Annotated in this window: 22 protein-coding genes; 11 read left to right on the top strand and 11 right to left on the bottom strand. The window is 62.4% G+C overall.

The annotated features are described in order from the left end of the window. Positions 1 to 108 precede the first annotated feature (108 nt). From ACS92L_RS09350 to trkA, 3 genes are all read left to right on the top strand, one after another. Positions 109 to 801: a nicotinamidase gene (locus ACS92L_RS09350; RefSeq protein WP_438764408.1), complete on the top strand. Its 693-nt coding sequence runs from the start codon at positions 109 to 111 to the stop codon at positions 799 to 801. A 31-nt stretch (positions 802 to 832) separates the two neighbouring features. Further along, on the top strand, positions 833 to 1,039 hold the full coding sequence (locus ACS92L_RS09355; protein ID WP_115855487.1) for a dodecin: 207 nt from the start codon (positions 833 to 835) through the stop codon (positions 1,037 to 1,039). A gap of 135 nt (positions 1,040 to 1,174) precedes the next feature. Then, the gene (gene trkA, locus ACS92L_RS09360) at positions 1,175 to 2,548 is read left to right on the top strand and encodes a Trk system potassium transporter TrkA (RefSeq protein WP_438764410.1); all 1,374 of its coding nucleotides are present in this window, start codon (positions 1,175 to 1,177) and stop codon (positions 2,546 to 2,548) included. A gap of 16 nt (positions 2,549 to 2,564) precedes the next feature. On the opposite strand, the gene ACS92L_RS09365 is transcribed toward trkA, so the two are convergent. Continuing rightward, on the bottom strand, positions 2,565 to 2,945 hold the full coding sequence (locus tag ACS92L_RS09365; protein ID WP_438764411.1) for a DUF2784 domain-containing protein: 381 nt from the start codon (positions 2,943 to 2,945) through the stop codon (positions 2,565 to 2,567). 161 nt (positions 2,946 to 3,106) lie between these two features. On the opposite strand from ACS92L_RS09365, the gene ACS92L_RS09370 reads away from it, so the two are divergent. After that, entirely contained in the window at positions 3,107 to 4,321 is a 1,215-nt protein-coding gene (locus ACS92L_RS09370) for a TraB/GumN family protein (RefSeq protein ID WP_438764413.1), read from the top strand. Between the two features lie 74 nt (positions 4,322 to 4,395). Here ACS92L_RS09370 and ACS92L_RS09375 read toward each other — a convergent pair whose 3' ends face one another. From ACS92L_RS09375 to ACS92L_RS09390, 4 genes are all read right to left on the bottom strand, one after another. Next, complete coding sequence (locus ACS92L_RS09375; RefSeq protein WP_170140634.1) at positions 4,396 to 4,683, bottom strand: putative quinol monooxygenase; 288 nt, start codon at positions 4,681 to 4,683, stop codon at positions 4,396 to 4,398. 43 nt (positions 4,684 to 4,726) lie between these two features. Further along, positions 4,727 to 5,440 carry a tRNA-uridine aminocarboxypropyltransferase gene (locus ACS92L_RS09380; protein WP_438764414.1) on the bottom strand — a complete coding sequence of 238 codons (714 nt, stop codon included), beginning with the start codon at positions 5,438 to 5,440 and terminating at the stop codon, positions 4,727 to 4,729. Beyond that, positions 5,437 to 6,375 carry a bile acid:sodium symporter family protein gene (locus tag ACS92L_RS09385; RefSeq protein WP_438764415.1) on the bottom strand — a complete coding sequence of 313 codons (939 nt, stop codon included), beginning with the start codon at positions 6,373 to 6,375 and terminating at the stop codon, positions 5,437 to 5,439. The genes ACS92L_RS09380 and ACS92L_RS09385 overlap by 4 nt, the downstream gene beginning before the upstream one ends. 93 nt (positions 6,376 to 6,468) lie before the next feature. After that, the gene (locus ACS92L_RS09390; protein ID WP_438764416.1) at positions 6,469 to 7,197 is read right to left on the bottom strand and encodes an SIR2 family NAD-dependent protein deacylase; all 729 of its coding nucleotides are present in this window, start codon (positions 7,195 to 7,197) and stop codon (positions 6,469 to 6,471) included. A 174-nt stretch (positions 7,198 to 7,371) separates the two neighbouring features. Between ACS92L_RS09390 and ACS92L_RS09395 the strand changes: the two genes are divergently transcribed. From ACS92L_RS09395 to ACS92L_RS09405, 3 genes are read left to right on the top strand one after another with little or no spacing between them, the layout of a single operon-like run. Further along, positions 7,372 to 8,154, top strand: coding sequence for a pseudouridine synthase (locus ACS92L_RS09395; protein WP_438764417.1), 783 nt, complete (start codon positions 7,372 to 7,374; stop codon positions 8,152 to 8,154). Beyond that, the gene (tcdA, locus tag ACS92L_RS09400) at positions 8,151 to 9,029 is read left to right on the top strand and encodes a tRNA cyclic N6-threonylcarbamoyladenosine(37) synthase TcdA (RefSeq protein WP_438764418.1); all 879 of its coding nucleotides are present in this window, start codon (positions 8,151 to 8,153) and stop codon (positions 9,027 to 9,029) included. The genes ACS92L_RS09395 and tcdA overlap by 4 nt, the downstream gene beginning before the upstream one ends. Beyond that, entirely contained in the window at positions 9,026 to 9,259 is a 234-nt protein-coding gene (locus ACS92L_RS09405) for a DUF1653 domain-containing protein (protein WP_438764419.1), read from the top strand. Before tcdA ends, ACS92L_RS09405 begins: the two co-directional genes overlap by 4 nt. 93 nt (positions 9,260 to 9,352) lie before the next feature. Here the strand turns inward: ACS92L_RS09405 and bfr are convergent, their stop codons facing one another. The 5 genes from bfr to lptF form a co-directional block, all read right to left on the bottom strand. Next, positions 9,353 to 9,856, bottom strand: a complete 504-nt coding sequence (bfr, locus tag ACS92L_RS09410; RefSeq protein ID WP_438764421.1) for a bacterioferritin — start codon at positions 9,854 to 9,856, stop codon at positions 9,353 to 9,355. A 189-nt stretch (positions 9,857 to 10,045) separates the two neighbouring features. After that, positions 10,046 to 10,312, bottom strand: coding sequence for a (2Fe-2S)-binding protein (locus tag ACS92L_RS09415; protein ID WP_438764422.1), 267 nt, complete (start codon positions 10,310 to 10,312; stop codon positions 10,046 to 10,048). A gap of 114 nt (positions 10,313 to 10,426) precedes the next feature. Next, complete coding sequence (exaC, locus tag ACS92L_RS09420) at positions 10,427 to 11,947, bottom strand: acetaldehyde dehydrogenase ExaC (RefSeq protein ID WP_438764423.1); 1,521 nt, start codon at positions 11,945 to 11,947, stop codon at positions 10,427 to 10,429. Between the two features lie 173 nt (positions 11,948 to 12,120). Further along, entirely contained in the window at positions 12,121 to 13,179 is a 1,059-nt protein-coding gene (lptG, locus tag ACS92L_RS09425) for an LPS export ABC transporter permease LptG (RefSeq protein WP_438764424.1), read from the bottom strand. Continuing rightward, on the bottom strand, positions 13,176 to 14,255 hold the full coding sequence (gene lptF, locus ACS92L_RS09430; RefSeq protein ID WP_438764425.1) for an LPS export ABC transporter permease LptF: 1,080 nt from the start codon (positions 14,253 to 14,255) through the stop codon (positions 13,176 to 13,178). Before lptF ends, lptG begins: the two co-directional genes overlap by 4 nt. 220 nt (positions 14,256 to 14,475) lie before the next feature. On the opposite strand from lptF, the gene ACS92L_RS09435 reads away from it, so the two are divergent. The 4 genes from ACS92L_RS09435 to ACS92L_RS09450 all read left to right on the top strand — a co-directional run bounded on the left by ACS92L_RS09435 (position 14,476) and on the right by ACS92L_RS09450 (position 18,511). Next, on the top strand, positions 14,476 to 15,960 hold the full coding sequence (locus ACS92L_RS09435; RefSeq protein WP_438764426.1) for a leucyl aminopeptidase: 1,485 nt from the start codon (positions 14,476 to 14,478) through the stop codon (positions 15,958 to 15,960). A 198-nt stretch (positions 15,961 to 16,158) separates the two neighbouring features. Continuing rightward, entirely contained in the window at positions 16,159 to 17,262 is a 1,104-nt protein-coding gene (locus ACS92L_RS09440; protein WP_438764427.1) for a branched-chain amino acid aminotransferase, read from the top strand. Positions 17,263 to 17,330: 68 nt separating this feature from the next. Continuing rightward, the gene (locus tag ACS92L_RS09445; protein WP_438764428.1) at positions 17,331 to 18,077 is read left to right on the top strand and encodes a glucose 1-dehydrogenase; all 747 of its coding nucleotides are present in this window, start codon (positions 17,331 to 17,333) and stop codon (positions 18,075 to 18,077) included. Positions 18,078 to 18,079: 2 nt separating this feature from the next. Beyond that, complete coding sequence (locus ACS92L_RS09450) at positions 18,080 to 18,511, top strand: DNA polymerase III subunit chi (protein ID WP_438764429.1); 432 nt, start codon at positions 18,080 to 18,082, stop codon at positions 18,509 to 18,511. A gap of 91 nt (positions 18,512 to 18,602) precedes the next feature. Here the strand turns inward: ACS92L_RS09450 and ACS92L_RS09455 are convergent, their stop codons facing one another. After that, positions 18,603 to 20,150, bottom strand: coding sequence for a methyl-accepting chemotaxis protein (locus ACS92L_RS09455; RefSeq protein ID WP_438764430.1), 1,548 nt, complete (start codon positions 20,148 to 20,150; stop codon positions 18,603 to 18,605). Positions 20,151 to 20,272 lie beyond the last annotated feature (122 nt).

Genomic DNA, 20,272 nt, shown 5'->3' on the forward strand with positions numbered 1-20,272 from the left:
AATGCCCCGACCGGCGCCGGCAACAAGCTTTCACATGCCGGCGCTTGTCAGATGAGCAGGCGCCTTCGATACTAAAGGCCATCCTGACTGCCGGACACCTGACACCCCATGGCCTACTCACATCGCGATACCGACATGCCCGGGGCAAGACCGCCGGTTGAACAGTGCGCGCTGATCGTGGTGGACATGCAGGTTGATTTCATGCCCGGCGGCGCGCTGCCATGCGCCCGCGGCCATGAAATCGTCGAGGGGATACAGGCTGCCATGCGCAGCGGCGAGTACGGCCACATCGTGGCCACTCAGGACTGGCATCCGGCCGGCCATATCTCCTTTGCCAGCAGCCATGGCAACCATCAGCCTTTTGATACGATCGAGCTGTATGGTGAAGAGCAGACGCTCTGGCCGGATCACTGCGTTCGTGCCACTGCCGGGGCCGTACTGGACACACGACTCGACTGGTCGCTGGCCGATGTCATCATCCGCAAGGGCAGCGACCCGCGCGTGGACAGCTACAGCGCCTTTCGTGACAACCCGGGGCCCAGAGGTACAAGGCCGTCCACCGGACTTGCCGGCTGGCTGCAGGAGCGAGGCGTGACCGAGGTATCCGTTTGCGGGCTGGCCCGCGAGGTCTGTGTGCTCTGGACCGCCGAAGATGCCCACAGCGCAGGATTCAATACCCGATTTCTCTGGCCGCTGAGTCGTCCGGTGTCCTTTGACTCCGACACCGCGACATATCGTCGGCTGGAACACAGCGGTATCGCGATCGTCGATACCACATCAATGGACCCCCCTGACGCCTGACGCACAGGGGCCACGTTAAAGGAAAAACACCATGAGCGATCATGTCTACAAGTCCGTCGAACTGACCGGCTCTTCCGAGACCAGCATCGAGGAAGCCGTGCAAAATGCCCTGACCAAGGCCAGCCAGTCCATCGAGAACATGCAGTGGTTCCAGGTCACCGAGACCCGCGGCAACATCGAAAACGGCACCGTGGCCCACTGGCAGGTCAGCATCAAGGTCGGCTTCACTCTCGAGTGATGCCCGCGCGGCAGCCAGCTTCTGGCTGCCGCTTTTACGTTTTTGTCAGCCCCCTTCTCACCCTTCCCCTGGTCGCCGTTTGGTGCCAACATTCCCCGCCATTGATCTTGCCTCATCACCTTTCGGACCCTCGTCATGAAAATCATCATTCTGGGCGCCGGCCAGGTAGGCGGTACGCTGGCCGAGCATCTGGCGCATGAAGACAACGACATCACCGTGGTGGATGTTGACAGCGTTCGCCTGCGTGATCTGAGCACGCGTCTGGATCTAAGGACCGTGCAGGGCGTGTGCTCCTACCCGATCACCCTGAAAGAGGCCGGGGCCGAGGACGCCGACATGCTGATTGCGGTGACCAACTCCGATGAAGTCAACATGATGGCCTGTCAGGTGGCCCATACGCTTTTCAGCACGCCGACCAAGATTGCCCGGGTGCGCGCGACCCAGTATCTGACCAGCAAGGGGCTTTTTTCTCAGGACGCCATCCCGATCGATGTACTGATCAGCCCCGAGCAGGTGGTGACCAACCACATCCGTCGTCTGATCGAATATCCCGGTGCCCTGCAGGTGCTGGATTTCGCCAACGGTCTGGCGCAGCTGGTGGCGGTCAAGGCCTACTATGGCGGCCCGCTGGTGGGGCAGGAGCTGGCATTTCTGCGCCGCCACATGCCCAACGTCGATACCCGAGTAGCGGCCATCTATCGGCGCAACCGGCCGATCATGCCGCGCGGCAATACCGTGATCGAGGCTGATGACGAGGTGTTTTTCATCGCCGCGCGCAAGGACATTCGCACCGTCATGGGCGAGCTCCGGCGCGTCGACCGCGGCTTTCGCCGGGTGATGATCGGCGGCGGCGGCAACATCGGCGAGCGACTGGCCGAAACGCTCGAGCAGGACTATCAGGTCAAGATTCTCGAGCAGAATCTGGAGCGCTGCACCCAGCTCTCCGAAAATCTGAAACGCACTGTGGTGCTGCACGGCAGCGCCACCAGCAAGCGGCTGCTGCTCGAAGAAAACATCGAGGAGTGCGACATCTTCTGCGCGCTGACCAACGATGACGAGGTCAACGTCATGTCCTCGATGCTGGCCAAGCGTCTGGGCGCCAAAAAGGTGCTGACCCTGATCAACAATCCAGCCTATGTGGACCTGGTGCAGGGCGGCGAGATCGATATCGCCATCTCGCCGCAGCAGGCGACCATCGGCGGGCTATTGACCCACGTGCGCCGCGGCGACATCGTCAACGTCCACTCCCTGCGCCGCGGGGCGGCCGAGGCGATCGAGGCGATTGCCCACGGCGATTCGCGCTCATCGCGCGTGGTCGGGCGCACCATCGGCGACGTCAAGCTGCCCGAAGGCGTCAGCATCGGCGCCATCGTACGCGGGCGGGATGTCATGATTGCCCATCGCGACATCACCATTCAGACCGATGACCACGTCATCCTCTTTGTGGTCGACAAGCGCCGGCTCAAGGAGGTCGAGCGCCTTTTCCAGGTGGGGCTGAGCTTTTTCTAGCCGCCATCTGCCGGGGCTATCGCCGGGCCTTTCGCCGCTGCCACCATCGGCGGGCCAGCCACACATAGGGCGGCAGGTTGATCAAAAGCGCTCCCAGGCCCAGCCACAGCTGGATTGTTGGCGTCAGGCCGGCCGGGTAGATCACCCCCAATAGATAGTGCTCGATGAAGCCGCCTTCAAACCCCGCCTGGCCGGCGTACCGACGCAGCAGGTTCTCAAGCGGAGTCAGCGGACAGCGCCAGCCGTTGAGCTCCAGCGCCACGGCCCAGGCCAGCGCCGGTAGATGCAGCCAGGCAAGTTTCGGGCGCCACAGCACCATCAGCGCCCCGAGTATCACCCAGAGGATAAAGGCCAGATGCACGATCAACACCGCATCGGCCGCCAGTCGATAAATCATGGCTCACCTCCCGTCGAACGTCGTCGTGGATCCCGTCAGGTTTGATGCAGCGGCCATTCAGCATCGATTTTTGTTCATTGGCCAGGCTTCGGCGATAATGCAGCCTCCCGCATCGGCACCACCAGGTGTCGCCCCTTATTGATGCCAGCCTGTGAGCCACCATGCCCAACCAAGGACAGGGTCCGCGCGACACCCTCGATCTCGGTGATCATCACCTGACCCTCGTGGGCACCGCCCACGTCTCCCGTGACAGTGCCGACGAGGTACGCGAGCTGATTCAATCCGGCGAGTTCGACGCTGTGGCCATTGAGCTGTGCGCGTCGCGTCATCAGAGTCTGGTCGACCCCGACGCCATCGCCCGGCTCGATCTCTTTCAGGTGCTGCGCCAGGGCAAGGCCGGCATGGTCGCGGCAAGTCTGGCGCTGAGCGCCTTTCAGCAGCGCGTGGCCGAGCAGTCCGGGATCGAGCCGGGCGCCGACATGAAAGCCGCCGTCGAGGCGGCGCAACACGCCGGTCTGCCGCTTTATCTGATCGACCGCGAGATCGGCGTGACCCTCAAGCGCGTCTATCGCAATGTGCCATGGTATCGGCGCATGACGCTTGTATCGGGCCTTATCGGCAGTGTGCTGTCACGTCAGAAGGTCTCGAGCGAGGAGATCGAGCGGCTCAAGGAAGGCGATGTGCTGGAGTCCACCTTCACCGAATTTGCCCAGCACTCCCGCCATCTTTATACGCCGCTGATCGAGGAGCGCGACCGGTACATGGCGCTCAAGCTTGTCGAGACGCTGCCCGAAGGCGGTACCCGACGCGTGCTGGTGGTGATCGGCGCCGGCCACCTCAAGGGCATGAGCGCCCACCTGCGCCAGCTGAACGCCGAGACACCGACGCCGAGTGCCGTCACTGACGAGCGTCAGACCCTGGATACCCTCGCGCCCTCGGGCCGGCTTTTGAAGCTGCTGCCCTGGCTGGTCGTGGCGCTGGTGGTAGCAGGCTTTGCCGTAGGGTTCAGCCGCGACACGGGGCTTGGCTGGTCGCTGGTCGTCGAATGGGTACTGATCAACTCGACGCTTTCCGCGCTGGGGGCACTGATTGCGCTGGGCCATCCGCTGACCATTCTGGCAGCGTTTGTGGCCGCGCCGCTGACCTCGCTCAATCCCACCATCGGCGTGGGTTTTGTCACGGCTGGTGTCGAGCTCTACATGCGAAAGCCCACGGTGGGCGATTTCTCCACCCTGCGCCACGACGTGAGCCACTGGCGCGGCTGGTGGCGCAATCGGGTGGCCCGCACGCTGCTCGTCTTTCTGCTGTCCACGGCAGGCTCTGCCGCGGCCACCTGGATTGCCGGGCTGCGCATTGCCGGCCAGCTCTTTGGCTGATTCAGGACGACATGACAAAAAAAGCGCCGTGACGGTGTCACGGCGCTCGACGGCCTGATCAAACGTTTCAGATCTCAGGTCAGCACGTCGTACTCGCGCACTTCCATCTGCTCGATGGCGTTTTCAAGCGTCTGCGCCATGTGCTTGTAGTGCTCGGTGGCAATATGGGCATCAAGCGCGGCGCGATCACGCCACTGTTCGACCATGATAAAGCGCGACGGCTGCTGGCTGTCGCGCGTCAGGGTATAGAGCAGGCAGCCGTCGTCGGCTCTGGACGGCTCGACAATTTTGGTCAGCTCGGTCTCGACGAGGGCTTCCTCACCCGATTTGGCATCAATGGTGGCCAGAATTCCCAGTGTCATATCGCCTCTCCTGTCATGAACATGCGCTCCAAGGATAGTCGGCTCAGCTCGCGTGTGCGCGCCGCTTTTCCAGCAGTCGCTGTGCAGCACCGGATTCGTGGGGCGTGCCCGCATCGCGCCGGGCCGCGGCGTACTGTTCGTTGAACACCGTGAAATAATCATCCAGCACCTGCGCGCCCTCCTCGTCGCCGGCCTGCTGCAGCAGTTCAACGGCAACTTCTGCCGTGCACAGATGCTCGGGGCTGGCCGGCTTTCTCAACCGGTAGCGGGTCAGGCGCTCGGTGCGCAGGGCCACGATCGGCAGCTCGGCGAGATAGTCGCTGCGGCGAAACATGCGCCGTGCCTGACGCCAGGTGCCATCGAGCAGAATAAACACCGGAATGCGCGATGTGTCGCAGGCACGATCCATATCCACTACCCGGTGACGGTAATCTTCCTGATCGTCGGGAAAAACCAGGCAAGGCGCAAAACGCGGGTCTGCCAGCGCGGCCAGAAGCGTCGGGTCCGGCTCGGTGCGCGACCACTCGAACACTCGGGTATCAGCGATGCAGTCACCGATCAACCGACCGGTGTTGGTCGGCTTGTAGTGCTCGATACGATGGGTGATCAGCCAGAACTGCGCCCGCGTTGCCACCTGAAGCCGATAGGCACAGATGCAGTGCAGCCCCGGCATGCGGCACTGCTCGCAGCGTTTGACCAGGCTGCCGCGCGCATTGAACGGTTTGCGCGGCGCCTGCGGGTCATGGCCCTGACTCATGAGGCGTTCTGCGCCTTATCCGTGGCAGCCGTTGGACGTCTTTTCCAGTAGCCGGCCAGAATCGAGCCGGAGATGTTGTGCCATACCGAAAAGAGCGCGCCGGGCAGCGCCGCGGCGGCCGGGAAGAAGTTGGTCGCCAGCGATACGGCAAGCCCCGAGTTCTGCATGCCGACCTCGATGGCCACGGCCCGACAGTCGCGCGCGTTCAACCCCGCCAGACGCGACAGCCAGAACCCGCCGATCAGCCCGCAGGCGTTATGCAACACAACGGCCAGTGCAATCACCGGCCCCAGGCTTGCCAGGCGCCCGGCGTTAAGCGCCACCACGATGGCGATGATCATCACGATGGCCGCCATGGCCACGGTCGCCAGCGCTGGCTCGATACGCCGGATCGTGCCGGCCAGAAAGTGATTGACCAGACTGCCCAGCGCAATCGGCACGATCACGAGTTTGGCGATGCTTAACAGCATGCCGCCCACCGGGACATCGATGCTGGCGCCCATCCAGATCCAGACCAGCAGCGGCGTCATCACGATCGACAACAGTGTGGAGATCAGCGTCATGCTGATGGACAGCGCCACGTTGCCCCCGGCAAGCCAGGTCATGACGTTGGAGGCTGTGCCGCCCGAGGTGGCGCCAACCAGCATCATGCCCACGGCAAGCTCCGGCGAAAGCCCCAGTAGACGCGAGATGCCAAAGGCGGCTGCCGGCATCAGAAGGTATTGCAGGGCAATCCCGATCATCACGGCGCGCGGGGCGCGGGCCACGCGCGCGAAGTCATGGCGTGACAGCGTCAGCCCCATGGTGAACATGATCAGCGCCAGTAGCGGCGGCACCCAGTCCTTCAACGAGACCAGGGAATCGGGAAACAGGGCGGCCAGCAGGGCCGCGCCCAGCGCCCACAGCGGAAAGAATCGATTGATCTGCTCAAACATGGAAGTGTCTATTCGGTAGCAATAACGAAATGCGTTTCCCGGCGATGGGAAACGCTCGAAAATCGCGCGGCGTCGTAGGGCTCGATCAGAGTCTCAGGACGACAGCAGCGCGTCAGGATCGGGCTTGAGCAGACGGCCATGTTGTGACCAGAAATCGCGCAGGCGGGAGACCCCTTCAGTGGCGCTGGTGGCCAGCGGCACCACGCCTCGTACGGCCAGCTCGCGCGCCCCGGGATCAACTAGTACGCGCGGGGCCTCGATCGGCGCCTCATCCATCAGCATCGAGGCCGGGGTGACCGCCAGCGATGTGCCCACGATCAGCAAGAGATCGGCCTCTGCCACGATATCGCAGGCGGTGGCATACAGCGGGACATTTTCCCCAAACCAGACCACGTGCGGGCGCAACTGGGCACCGTCGTCACAGCAGTCGCCCATTTCGATGGTCTCGTCCTCACCGAGGCGATAAACCAGTCTGGGGTTGCGGCTGGAGCGCGCCTTTAAAAGCTCGCCGTGCAGGTGCAGCACATCGCGGGAGCCGGCACGCTCGTGCAGATCGTCAATATTCTGGGTAATGATGCTGACCCGAAAGTGCGTCTCGAGCTCGGCCAGCGCCAGATGAGCGGCATTGGGCCGGGCCGCGCGCACCTGAGCGCGGCGCTCGTTGTAAAAGCGCAGCACGGTGTTCGGGTCACGTGCCCAGCCCTCGGGCGTTGCCACATCCTCGACGTGATGGTTCTCCCAGAGGCCATCGCCATCGCGAAAGGTCTTGATACCGCTTTCGGCGCTGATACCGGCACCGGTGAGAACGACCAGGTGAGCCATGTGCTTTCCCTCATGAAGATATGCCCGCAGCAGTGCCACCGATACGGCCTCGGTCAGGGCGCTGCCAATGGCGCCGCGATTTTAACAGAGTCCTTTCATCGCGCCATCCCGGCCCTGTACATCGGGCCATGCAATTGCCGACAATAGCGACTGATGCCCGGCCACGACAGTTCAATGACCACGCCCATACCCGTGATTTATCGCGACGACCACCTGGTGGTCGTCCACAAGCCCTCCGGCGCTCTGGTCCACCGCAGCGCGCTGGACCGGCACGCGCCGGTGGTCATGCTGCAGGCCCTGCGCAACCAGCTGGGCCAGCACGTCTACCCGGTTCACCGGCTGGACCGCCCGACCTCGGGCGCGTTGCTCTTTGCTCTGACGCCCGAGATGGCGACCGCCCTGGGCCACCAGTTCCAGCACCAGCAGGTACAAAAGCGCTATCTGGCCGTCGTGCGCGGCATCGGCCCCGAAGCGGCCACCTATGACTGGGCGCTGCGCGAGGAGGACGGCAAGCGCCCCAAGGCCGAAATGCCGGCCATGGACGCGCTGACCCATGTCAGGCGCCTGGACAGCGTGGAGCTGCCGGTCGCCATCGACCGCTACCCGACCAGCCGCTATTCCCTGATGTCGGTGACCCCCACCACCGGGCGGCGCCATCAGATCCGTCGTCACCTGAGCCGGGGCGGCTATCCCATTATTGGCGATGCCCGGCATGGCAAGGGCATTCACAACCGCTTTTTTCGCGACAACTTCGACGCCGGGCGCCTGCTGCTGGCGGCCGTCACGCTCGAGTTTTACCATCCGGCCTGCGAGCAAAGACTCAGGGCAAGTGCCGCCGTGGAAGCGGACATGGCTGCGCTGATGGATCGATTCGGCTGGGCCGGTCACTGCCCCGTCAATCAAATACAGTGGCAGGACATGCCCGACACGCCTGACAGGAGAGACGCCGCATCATGAGCGATTCAGCCAGCGCCGAGAGTCTGAACGCCGCCCGGCACGAGGCCGATTTCGCGGCCCGCTTTGACGGCATGCGCCGTCTTTATGGCCATACGGGCATCGAGCGCCTGCGTCGTGCCCACGTGGTGGTCATCGGAATCGGCGGCGTGGGCAGCTGGAGCGTCGAGGCGCTGGCGCGCTCGGGGTTTGAGCGCATCAGCCTGATCGACCTTGACGATGTCTGCACGACCAACATCAACCGCCAGCTCCACGCCCTTGATGGCACCATCGGCCGCCCGAAGGTCGAGGTCATGGCCGAGCGCTGCCGACTGATCAACCCATGGGTACAGGTCGAGCCCATTTCGGGCTTTATCACGCCGGATAATATCGAGCGCATGCTGCCCCACGATACCGACCACGTGATCGATGCCATCGACCACGTGGGCGCCAAGTGTGCGCTGATCCATTACTGCAAGCGCCGAAAGATCGGTCTGACCGTGACCGGCGGTGCCGGCGGCCTGACCGACCCGACCCGCATCGTGACCGCCGATCTGACCCGCACCGAGCATGACCCGCTGCTTGCAAAGGTACGCAGCCGGCTGCGACGCGACTACGGCTTCAGCCGTAATCCCAAGCGCCGGTTTTCAGTGGCCTGCGTCTTTTCCCCCGAACAGCGGCGCTACCCGGACGGCGCCGGTGAGGTATGCAATACGAAACCGGGCGACGGTGACGCCCTGAGACTGGGCTGCAGCGCCGGCTATGGTTCTGCCACCTTCGTCACCGGTGCCTTCGGCTTTGCCGCCGTCGGGCACGCCATTGAGCGTGTCATTCGAACCGGCCTCGATACCGGCCACGTCGATGACGATGCCGAACCTGCCACTCAGGAGCCTGCATGAAACGAGAACACGAACACGCCGTCACACCCGGCGTCTATCGACACTACAAGGGCAGCGACTACGAAGTGCTGGGGGTAGCGCATCACAGCGAGACCGAAGAGGCGCTGGTGGTGTATCGCGCGCTTTACGGTGAATTCGGTCTCTGGGTCAGACCGCTTGCCATGTTTCGCGAAAACGTCGAGATCGACGGGGAACCGGTGGCGCGCTTTTCACTGGTCCGGCCCTTCTAGCGCTCTTGAGCGACACTCGGGGCTTTCAAGCCCTCAAACGTCAGCGGGCCGCCCGAAGGCGGCCCGCTGTCGTGCGTGCGCAAAACCATCGATTCAGGTCGCGGTTTCGCCCTCTTCGCGCTCGTTGGCCGGGCGCATCTGACGCTGCTTGTAGTTTTCCAGCCCGACCTGCTCGAGCAGGTGCAGCTCGGTCTCGATGATGTCGATGTGTTCTTCTTCTTCGGCCAGGATCTTTTTGAGCATCTCGCTGGTGGGATAATCGGCCACGGACTCGCAGTGGCGAATGGCCTTGATCAGGTCATCGCGACCTTCATGCTCGATGCGCAGATCACACTCCAGCATTTCCTGAACGTGCTCGCCGATGTGCAGCTTGCCCAGATCCTGCAGGTTGGGCAGACCGTCGAGAAACAGAATGCGCTCGATGAGGATATCGGCATGCTGCATCTCTTCGATCGATTCCTTGTATTCCCAGTCGTTCAGGGCATGCAGACCCCAGTTGCGATACATGCGGGCATGCAGGAAATACTGGTTGATGGCAACAAGCTCATTGCCAAGGATTTTGTTGAGGTGCTCGATAACCTGAGGATCGCCTTTCATGTGTTTCTCCGCCATCAGTGGTCATGGCGGTCGCCGAAACCTGCGTCCGCCTGTGGAGGCAGTATCCATCAAACGCGCAGGGATTTCGACTGGAAAAACACAAAAAAAGGCTCAATGAGAGCCATTATCACAAGATAATTCAAACAGTTAGCAATCAGGATTGCTGCAACCCCTGCCTGGGCGGACCTGTCATCGCGCGGCGTAGGCCAGCTCATCAAAGTGGCGGGCCGGAATGTGCTGCGTCATGTGGCGACTCAAAAGGGCCTCGTCGACAATCTCCTGAGCAAGACAGGCGCACTTGCCACACTGGGTGGCACACTGCGTTGCCCGGGAAACGTCTTCCCAGCTCGCCGCGCCCAGCGCCACCGCCTGCTTTAACTGCCCGTCCGTGACCTTCTTGCACATGCATACAAACATGGTGACCCCCACCGCAAAGAGAATACAAATGATTCTCATAAGAGATTGCATCGGTGCAATATGCGAAACATTTTCATTCGCGTCAATCTCTAAAGTGGTGAGGCCATAAAAAAGGAGCGACCGAAGTCGCTCCCTGATAGATAAAGATCGTATTCAGTACAGACCGGCCGGGCTGTCGCTATAGGAAATCAACTGGCACTTGATCTGCTGATAGTTGCCCAGCACCGCCAGATGGGTCTCGCGACCGATCCCGGATTTCTTGTAGCCCCCGAAGGCGGCATGCGCCGGATACTGGTGATAGCAGTTGGTCCACACGCGGCCGGCCTGAATGGCACGCCCCATGCGATAGGCGCGATTCATGTCACGCGTCCAGACGCCGGCACCCAGACCGAATTCGGTGTCGTTGGCAATCGCCAGGGCCTCTTCTTCGGTTTTAAAGGTCGTCACCGACAGCGTGGGGCCGAAAATCTCCTCCTGAAAGATGCGCATGTCGTTGCGCCCCTTGAAGATCGTGGGCTGCACGTAAAAGCCGTTTTCGTAATCGCTTTCGACCGAGGCTCGCTCGCCGCCCAGCAGCAGCTCGGCGCCCTCGTCACGCCCGATCTCCATGTAAGAGAGGATCTTGTCGAACTGCTCCTTCGAGACCTGGGCCCCCATCTCGGTGTCGGTATCCAGCGGGTTGCCCGACTTCAGTCGTTTGGCACGTTCCACGGCGCGCGAGATCAGCGTGTCATAGACGGATTCATGAATCAGCGCTCGTGACGGGCAGGTGCAGACCTCGCCCTGGTTGAGAAACGTCATCATCAGCCCTTCGACGCACTTGTCGATATAGGCATCACCGTGATCGAGTACGTCCTCGAAATAGATGTTGGGCGATTTGCCGCCCAGCTCCAGCGTGGCCGGAATGATGCGCTCGGCCGCCCGGGACATGATGTGACTGCCCACCGGCGTGGAGCCGGTAAAGGCGATTTTCTGAATGCCCGGATGGGTCGCCAGCGCCTCCCCGGCCTCCTCGCCGATGCCCTGGACCACGTTCAAAACGCCCGGCGGCAGCAGATCACCAATCAGCTCCATCAGTACGCAGATGGAGGCCGGCGTCTGTTCGGCAGGCTTCAACACGCTACAGTTACCGGCCACCAGCGCCGGGGCCAGCTTCCAGCCGGCCATCAGCAGCGGGAAATTCCAGGGGATGATCTGCCCCACCACGCCATAGGGCTCGTGGTAGTGATAGGCCACCGTCTCGCTGTCGATTTCGCTGATGCCGCCCTCCTGGGCGCGAATGCAGCCGGCAAAGTAGCGAAAATGATCCACGAGCAGGGGCAGATCGGCCGCCAGACATTCCCGGATCGGCTTGCCGTTGTCCCAGGTTTCGGCCACGGCGAGCATCTCGAGGTTGTCCTCGATGCGATCGGCGATTTTAAGCAGGACACCGGCACGCTCGGCAGGTGATGTGGCGGCCCAGCCGGGCGCGGCCTTCTGTGCGGCCTTCACGGCGCGGTCGATATCCTCGCGCCCCGATCGCGGCACCTGACAGAACACCTCGCCGGTGACCGGCGTCACGTTGTCCATATAGCGGCCATCGTGCGGGGCGCACCACTCACCACCGATAAAATTGCCATAGCGGTCGCGAAAGTGTACGAGGGCGTCTGAACTGCCGGGTCTGGCGTATTGCATCTGTCACCTCCAGAGAATCAGGGTAGCGGTCGAAGGATGTGTTCTGCTCTTTCACTCTGGCACTGTGACAACAGCGCAACAAACGGCTATTGGTCCAACACGTCGGGTGGACGCAAAACGCCCCGAAGCGCTTGCTTCAGGGCGTATAGACAATGCCGGAGACTGGCGGCGGGTCAGCCGGCGCGGCGCAGCAGCCAGAAGCCAAGGCCATAACACACGGCCATGGGCACTAAAATGGCCCAGATGGGCGAAAACCCGAAGATGGTCGCCGCCGGTCCCAGCAGGTCCTGAACATACTTGAAGACCAGCCCGACGACCGTGCCGTAAAACACCCGCGTGCCTGCCGCGACGCTTCTCAGCGGCCCGAAAATGAACGAGGCCGCAATGATCACCAGCGAGGCCAGCGTCAGCGGCAGCAGCACCTTCTGCCAGAAATAGAGCCAGGTATCGGTGGCGCTGATGCCCTGCTCGTTGAGATAGCGCCCGTAGCGCCAGAGATCCTCGATCGACTGGCTGTCGCGATCGGTGATGATCAACCGCAAAAGCTCTGGATCCAGCGAGGTGTCCCACTCGAGCCGGTCGAAATGCGCCGACTCCGTGGCATCCTCATGGATCAGGGTGCGATCCACGTCCTCCAGCGTCCACTCATCGCCCTCCAGGACCGCCCGCGAGGCGTGGGTTGCCTCTACCAGCCGGTCGTCGTCATAGCGAAAGCGGTTGACGTCCAGCAGTGTATTGTCCGAGCGAATCGAGCCGAAGCGGTAATAGCTTTCGCCTTCACGCTGCCAGCCGCCGCGACGGGAGATGGCGTTGCCCTCCTGCAGCTCGGTACGCCAGGCCTGGCCAAACATTTCGGTGCGGGGCGCGGCAAACTCGCCCATGGCCATGATCACCAGCACCACCACCACCAGCGGCTTCATGACCCCGAGCAGAATGCGCCACAGAGAAAAGCCGGCCGAGCGCATGACCGTCAGCTCGTTGCTGGAAGCCATCGCTCCGAGCCCCACCAGCGAGCCGATCAGCACGCTGACCGGCGCATACTGGTAAAAGCGCCAGGGCAGGCGAATGACGCCATACATCAGAACCTGCAGGGTGCCGTAGTTGCCCTCGGTATCGCCCAGGTCATTGATGAAGCTGATAGTAAAATCGAGCCCCAGAATGATGAGGTGCACGATCAGCATGCCCATGAGAACGTTGCGCGCGATGTAGCGATCAAGCTGATTGAACATCATCGCGTCCCTCCATGGCGGCTGCTTCGATACAAAAGCCAGGCCCCGATCAGGGCAAAGACCACGTGGATGGGCCACAAACCGATACCGGCTGCAAGACTGCCGCTGCTCACGGCGTCCTGTGCGGCCAGCAACAGACTCATGTAGGCCACATACAAAATGATGGCCGGCATCATCTTGGCAAAGCGCCCCTGGCGCGGATTGGCCCGCGACAACGGCAACGCGATCAGGGTCAGGATCGGCACCATCAATGCCAGCGAGATCCGCCACTGAAGCGCCGCGCGCGCCTCGTCACTGTCATCGCCCAGAAGGCGCCAGGTGGGCTGAAGCTCGACATCGTCGACATCCATCTGTGCCGTACCGTTTTCCAGTCGGGCGGCGTAGGTCTTAAACACCAGACGCTCGGCGACCGGGCTGCCGGGCCTGACGTTTTCACGAGTGCCATCGGAGAGCACCAGAAAACGGCTTTCGCTGTCCGGATCGGTGGTTTGATAGCCACTCTCGCCCCGGGTCAGGACGTCCACTCGTTGGCCCTGCTCGTTGCGGGTCTGCTCGGCAATAAAGACGTTTTCCATCCGGCTGCTGCCCTGCTCGACGCGCTCGGCATAGATGGTGCGATCGCCAAGCTTTTGAAAGCGCCCGGGCGTGAGCGCGCTGAAATCGGCCCGCTCCTGCTGCTCGGTCAGCGTTCTTTCGTTCTGGATCAGCCCGGCCGGCGTCAGCCACAAACTGCAGGCGCCGACCACACAGGCCATTAAAAGCGCCGGCCAGCACGAGGCGCCCAGAATGCGGGAAGGACTGACACCGCAGGCTGCCAGCACGGTCATTTCGCTGTTGAGATAGAGCTGCCCGTAGGCCAGCAAAATGCCCAGAAAAAAGGCCAGCGGCAAAATCAGCTGGAGGAAGCTGGGCAGATGAAACAGCATCAGGCTGCCCAGAAGGCTGGCCGGGAAGTCCCCTTCAGCGACATCGCTGAAATAACGAATGAACCGATTGCCCATGATGACCAGCAACAAAATGCCGGTCACGGCACTCATCGTGGTCAGTATTTCACGAATCAAGTAGCGAAAAACGATCAAGCGCAGACTCCCTCATACATCAATATCGAGCGATCGTTTCCGATGCATCTTCTGCAAGGCAACGCCTGACCATGCAATGGCGCAGGGGTTTGCGTACACTGAAGGCCTGTTCGGACCCACCTGTTCAACGCGTCGATCAGCCGTTTACCGTACTCGACGACGTGTCTGTTCAAAACAGCCATTATCACTAATACCCACCGTATTGTCTTGGGGAGACACCATGGAATTTCCCGTGCTCACCGCCAACCCGGCCCGCTGTGAAACCGACTGCATTATTGTGCCGGTGTTCAAGGACGGTGATTTGCCCCCCGCCAGCGAGCGCCTGGACGACGCCAGCGAGCGTCTGATCACACAGCTCATGGAACGGGGCGACTTCGACCCGGTGACCGCCAGCACGCAGCTGGTCCCCTTTGCCCCCGGTCTGAACACTGCCCGCCTTTTGCTGGTGGGCTGCGGTGAAACCAGAGCGTTCAATGAAGGTGCCTTTCGAAAGGTGCTCGACGCCGCCTTTGGCGTGCTTTTGTCCCTGCCGGTTGAAAATGCCGCCATCGCCATGCTGGACCGGGAAAACGGACCGCAGGACGTCGTCTGGAAGGCGCGCATGATTGCCGAGGCCACCCTGCGCGCCACCTACCGCTTTGACACCTTCAAATCGAAAAAGCGCCCGCCGATTGCACTGACCCGGCTGTCACTGATGGTCAGCGATGCCGGTGACGCCGCCGGTGCCGAGGCGGGTGCCCGCATCGGGGCCGGTATCGGTGCCGGCATCAATCTGGCCCGGGAGCTGGGCAATCTGCCGGGCAATGTCTGCACGCCGCGCTATCTGGCCGACGAGGCCGAAAAGCTCGGCTCACAAGGTGATCTCAAGGTCACCATTCATGACGAAAAGGCGCTCGAGACCATGGGCGCCGGTGCCATTCTGGCCGTGGGCCAAGGCAGCGACGAGCCCTCGCGTCTGATCGTGATGGAGTATCAGGGCGCCGACGACCCCGAGGAAGCGCCCCACGTACTGGTTGGCAAGGGCATCACCTTTGACAGCGGCGGCATCTCGATCAAGGGCGGCGCCAACATGGACGAGATGAAGTTCGACATGGGCGGCGCCGCCAGCGTCATGGGTACCATGAAGGCCCTTATCGAGCTGAAGCCGAAGATCAACGTGGTCGCCATTATCGCCTCGGCCGAAAACATGCCGGACGCCAGAGCCTTCAAGCCCGGTGACATCATCACCACGCTCAAGGGGCTGACCGTCGAGGTGCTCAACACCGACGCCGAAGGCCGGCTGGTGCTGTGCGACGCCCTGACCTATGCCGAGCGCTACAAGCCCGCCTCGGTGGTGGATATCGCCACCCTGACCGGCGCCTGTATCGTGGCCCTGGGCCATCAGACCACGGCGCTGCTGGCCAACGATGACACCCTGGCGCAGCAGCTTCTGACGGCGGGCACCACCGCCTGGGATCGCGCCTGGCAACTGCCGCTGTGGGACGACTATCAAAGCCAGCTCGATTCCGAATACGCCGATTTGTCCAATCTTGGTGGCCGACCGGCCGGCACCATTACCGCAGCCTGTTTTCTGTCGCGCTTTGCCGAAGGCTACGCCTGGGCGCATCTGGATGTCGCCGGCACCGCCTGGGATGGCAAAAAGGGCGGCACCGGTCGACCGGTCGGGCTTTTGAGCGAATACCTGCTCTCACGTGCGAACGACTGATCGTGTCCAGAGTGCCCTGCGCCCGTCGCCTCGCGGCGGGCTTTATTGGCGCAGGGCGCCTGTGTCATTCTTGATACCCTGTTTCTGACGTTTCCCTTAATCATCTGTCGGACCAGCGTTATCGGATACGCCGTTGCCGATGATCGACAGCGATGTGTACTTCTCGCCTGGCCACCGTACGAACGGAGAATCCGAATCGTGTCTTCCTCTCAAGGCCTTGAGCTTCGCCCCACGACTACGCCCACCGACGCCGGTCAGCGTGACGAGATCCTGAAAAACCCCGGTTTCGGCCGCTATTTCACCGACCACATGGTGCACGTGCGCTGGACCCATGCCGACGGCTGGGGCGGTGGTGAGGTACGCCCCTATGGACCGCTGACGCTGGACCCGGCCGCGTCGGTTTTGCATTACGCCCAGGAGATCTTTGAAGGGGTCAAGGCCTATCGCCACGCCGACGGCTCGGTCTGGACCTTCCGGCCGGAGAAGAACGCGGCCCGTTTTCAGGCCTCGGCACGCCGTCTGGCCCTGCCGGAACTCGATGCCGACACTTTCATTGCCTCACTCAAGGCGCTGGTCAGCCAGGACGTCGACTGGGTGCCCACGCCCGCCTCTGAGGCCGAGGAATCCAGTCTCTATCTGCGCCCCTTCATGATTGCCAGCGAGAAGTTTCTGGGCGTGCGTCCGTCAAAAGAGGTCGACTACTACGTGATCGCCTCGCCGGCGGCGGCGTACTTCAAGGGCGGCGTCAAGCCGGTCTCGATCTGGCTCTCCTCGAACTACAACCGCGCCGCGCCCGGCGGCACCGGCTTTGCCAAGTGCGGCGGCAACTACGCCGCATCGCTTGCCGCCCAGAAGGAAGCCGAAGCCCACGGCTGCGACCAGGTGGCGTTTCTGGACGCCGTCGAGAACAAGTGGGTCGAGGAGCTTGGCGGCATGAACCTGTTTTTCGTGTTCAAGGACGGGCGCATCGTGACCCCGGCCCTGACCGGCACCATTCTTGAAGGCGTTACTCGCGACTCGGTCCTGCAGCTGGCCGCCGATGCCGGGCTCAAGCCCGAGGAGCGTGCCATCAGCATCGAGGAGTGGCGCGACGGCATTCATTCCGGCGAGATCACCGAAGTGTTCGCCTGTGGTACCGCCGCCGTCATCACGCCCATCGGTGAGCTGGTCAGCGACAATGACCGTCTGAGCTGCAGCAGCGGCAATGGCGGCGAGGTCGGCAAGTCGATCCGCAAGCAGCTGCTCGATATTCAGTACGGTCGCGTTGAAGACCGTCATGGCTGGCTGACCCGTCTGGCCTGAGCCGTTTGACGCCGCCTGCGGGCGGCGTTTTTGCATTAACGCCTGCCCTACCCTACAGGAGAGCTTCAATGAGCAACGTCATGATCGTGACCGGCGGCAGCCGTGGTATCGGTGCCGCTACTGCCCGTCTGGCCGCCGCCCGCGGCTATCAGGTGGCCGTCAACTACGTCAGCAACCGTGACGCCGCCGACCAGGTCGTCAACGACATTACCGCAGCCGGTGGCCGGGCCGTGGCGGTACAGGCCGACATGGCCGTGGAAGCTGATATCGTGGCGCTTTTCGAGACGGTTGATCACGAGCTGGGCCCGGTGAACGTGCTGGTCAACAATGCCGGCATCATCGACCAGATCTCGCGTGTAGAGGAGATGAGCTTTGAGCGTGTGGACCGCATGATGCGCGTCAACGTGACCGGTCCGTTCATCTGCGCGCGCGAGGCGATCAAACGCATGTCGACCCGTCACGGCGGCAAGGGCGGCGCCATCATCAATATCTCTTCGGCAGCGGCCCATCGCGGCGGCTCGGGAGAATACGTGGACTATGCCGCTTCCAAGGGCGCGATCGACACCTTTACCGAAGGCCTTGCCAAGGAGCTGGCGGGTGAAGGCATTCGTGTCAACGGCGTGCGGCCGGGCGTGGTCAACACAGAGATTCATGCCAGCGGCGGCAACCCGGACAAGCCGGAAAAATCGAGCAAGAGTATCCCCATGGGGCGTGCCGGCAATGCCGACGAGATCGCCAACGGCATCCTGTGGCTGGCCAGCGACGAGGCCTCCTTTACGACCGGGGCGCGTCTGGACATCGACGGCGGCGTCTGAGCATGACCCGCATCGATTTCTATGTGCTCACGGCCACGACCCTTGAGGCCCGATTCGACTTTGCCTGTCGGCTGGCCGAGACCATTTACCGCAAGGGCTATCGGCTGCACGTGCATCTCGAAGATGAAGCCATGGCCCGCGAGTTTGATGATCGGCTGTGGATCTTTCGCCGGGACGCCTTCGTGCCGCACGTGCTCATCGATGATCAGAGCCTGCCGCCGGCGCCGGTCACGCTGGGATGGGAGGCCCCGCCCGACCCGGGCATCGAGGCACTTTTGAATCTCAATGCGGCCATCCCGGCCTGGTTTTCGCGTTTCGAGCGTGTTGCCGAAATCATCAATCAGCATCAGGAAGTGCTCAGCGCCAAGCGTGAGTGCTGGCAGACCTACAAAAGTCGTGGCTATGAGGTGAAGGCGCACCACATCAACAGTTGATGACGACAGGTGCCGTCTCATGACAAGGGGGCCGGCGATTGCCGGCCCCTCTTTATTGTGCCTGTTCCAGACGGTCTGAACTGGCAGCGTCTCAGTGCTGATGCTCTACCCTGAAGCGGCGCGTGAATTCACGAAGCTCCTGCGCGCGCCCTTCAAGCTCTCCGGCTGCAGCGGCGGTCTGCTCCACCAGCGCGGCGTTGTGCTGGGTAGACTGATCCATCTGACTGACGGCCTGATTGATCTGTTCAATGCCACTGCTCTGCTCGCGGGCACCGGCGGCAATTTCACTGAGCAGGTCGTTCATGCGCTGAATGCGCGTATCGACATCGCTCATGCGCTCACTGGCCGACTGCACCCTCAGGGCGCCCTCTTCCACCTGCTGTCCCGAGGTGTTGATCAGCGTCTTGATATCCTGCGCCGCCGAGGCCGAGCGGTTGGCCAGCTGGCGCACTTCACCGGCGACCACGGCAAATCCGCGCCCTTCCTCACCGGCGCGGGCAGCCTCGACCGAGGCGTTGAGCGCCAGCAGATTGGTCTGGAACGCGATACTGTCGATCAGCGAGACGATATCGCCAATTTTCGTTGAGCCTTCGGTAATCGCGGCCATCGACTGGACGGCCTCGTCGATGGCCTGCTGGCCTTCCCGCGAGGTATCACGCGCCTGCTGGGCCAGTTGTCGTGCCTGATCGGCACTTTCGGCACTCTGGCGTACGCTGGCGGTCATCTGCTCCATGCTCGATGAGGTCTCCTCAAGCGCGGCAGCCTGCTGTTCGGTACGCGACGAGAGCTCCTGATTGCCCGAGGCGATTTCACCGGCGCCCTGGTCGACCGACAGGGTGGTGGTCTGAATGGCCCGTACTGAATCCGCCAGTGCATCGCGCATGCTGCCAATATTGGCCAGCAGACTGGTGCGGTCTCCGTCACGCAGCGTCACGGGGGCGGTCAGATCACCATCGGCAATCTGTCGGACCACGCCTGCGGCATACGCCGGCTCGCCACCCAGACGACGCAGCACGCGCTGCATGCCCCACCAGAACATGGCCGTGAGTAGCGCACCCGCGATCAGTACCACCAGTGCCGATTCCATCAGGTTTTCCAGCACGGTGGCGTTGACATCCCCCATGAACACGCCGCTGGCCAGATAAATATCCCAGGGCTGATATTGGGAGACAAAGGCCCTGACGCGAGGCTGCGCCTCGGCGCCGCGCGCAAAGTTGGAGCGGTATTCGGTAAAGCCCTGTCCGTTGGCGCGGCCTTCAGTGACCAGATCCTGAAACAGCGCCCGCCCGGCAGGGTCGGTCACGCTGGAGACATCCTGGCCGTAGGGGCGTTTGGGGTGGGCCATGATCTGCAGATTGCCGTTGACGACGTAGACATAGTTGTCGCCCCCATCAAAGCGAAGATCACGCAGTTCATCAAAGGCCTGCTGCCGGGCGGCGCTTTCTGTCAGCTCGCCGCGTTCGACCCGTGCCTGATAGTGCTGCACCAGACTTTCTGCCATGTCCACGGCACTGGTGAGGCGCGCCTCACGCTCGGCGTACATGACGCCGCGGTTTTGCCAGGCATTGACCATGAGCATGCCCACTAGGATCAGCCACATGATGGCCATGCCAACCATCATCTGACGACGCAGGGTCATGCCCTGCGGCTGGCCCGGTACTCCCGTCAGCGCCTGATTTCCGGCAGGGTCTGTCTGCTTTCGAAGCCCCGAAAGAAGGTTTGAGCGTGATGTCCCTGTTACCTGCATATCTGCATACTCAC

The organism is Kushneria halocnemicola (assembly GCF_965650455.1).
Lineage (GTDB): Bacteria > Pseudomonadota > Gammaproteobacteria > Pseudomonadales > Halomonadaceae > Kushneria.

Coding starts and splice junctions, on each gene's coding strand:
- ACS92L_RS09350 (WP_438764408.1), top strand. CDS start 109: ATGGCCTACTCACATCGCGATACCGACATGCCCGGGGCAAGACCGCCG.
- ACS92L_RS09355 (WP_115855487.1), top strand. CDS start 833: ATGAGCGATCATGTCTACAAGTCCGTCGAACTGACCGGCTCTTCCGAG.
- trkA (WP_438764410.1), top strand. CDS start 1,175: ATGAAAATCATCATTCTGGGCGCCGGCCAGGTAGGCGGTACGCTGGCC.
- ACS92L_RS09365 (WP_438764411.1), bottom strand. CDS start 2,945: ATGATTTATCGACTGGCGGCCGATGCGGTGTTGATCGTGCATCTGGCC.
- ACS92L_RS09370 (WP_438764413.1), top strand. CDS start 3,107: ATGCCCAACCAAGGACAGGGTCCGCGCGACACCCTCGATCTCGGTGAT.
- ACS92L_RS09375 (WP_170140634.1), bottom strand. CDS start 4,683: ATGACACTGGGAATTCTGGCCACCATTGATGCCAAATCGGGTGAGGAA.
- ACS92L_RS09380 (WP_438764414.1), bottom strand. CDS start 5,440: ATGAGTCAGGGCCATGACCCGCAGGCGCCGCGCAAACCGTTCAATGCG.
- ACS92L_RS09385 (WP_438764415.1), bottom strand. CDS start 6,375: ATGTTTGAGCAGATCAATCGATTCTTTCCGCTGTGGGCGCTGGGCGCG.
- ACS92L_RS09390 (WP_438764416.1), bottom strand. CDS start 7,197: ATGGCTCACCTGGTCGTTCTCACCGGTGCCGGTATCAGCGCCGAAAGC.
- ACS92L_RS09395 (WP_438764417.1), top strand. CDS start 7,372: ATGACCACGCCCATACCCGTGATTTATCGCGACGACCACCTGGTGGTC.
- tcdA (WP_438764418.1), top strand. CDS start 8,151: ATGAGCGATTCAGCCAGCGCCGAGAGTCTGAACGCCGCCCGGCACGAG.
- ACS92L_RS09405 (WP_438764419.1), top strand. CDS start 9,026: ATGAAACGAGAACACGAACACGCCGTCACACCCGGCGTCTATCGACAC.
- bfr (WP_438764421.1), bottom strand. CDS start 9,856: ATGAAAGGCGATCCTCAGGTTATCGAGCACCTCAACAAAATCCTTGGC.
- ACS92L_RS09415 (WP_438764422.1), bottom strand. CDS start 10,312: ATGAGAATCATTTGTATTCTCTTTGCGGTGGGGGTCACCATGTTTGTA.
- exaC (WP_438764423.1), bottom strand. CDS start 11,947: ATGCAATACGCCAGACCCGGCAGTTCAGACGCCCTCGTACACTTTCGC.
- lptG (WP_438764424.1), bottom strand. CDS start 13,179: ATGATGTTCAATCAGCTTGATCGCTACATCGCGCGCAACGTTCTCATG.
- ACS92L_RS09435 (WP_438764426.1), top strand. CDS start 14,476: ATGGAATTTCCCGTGCTCACCGCCAACCCGGCCCGCTGTGAAACCGAC.
- ACS92L_RS09445 (WP_438764428.1), top strand. CDS start 17,331: ATGAGCAACGTCATGATCGTGACCGGCGGCAGCCGTGGTATCGGTGCC.
- ACS92L_RS09450 (WP_438764429.1), top strand. CDS start 18,080: ATGACCCGCATCGATTTCTATGTGCTCACGGCCACGACCCTTGAGGCC.
- ACS92L_RS09455 (WP_438764430.1), bottom strand. CDS start 20,150: ATGACCCTGCGTCGTCAGATGATGGTTGGCATGGCCATCATGTGGCTG.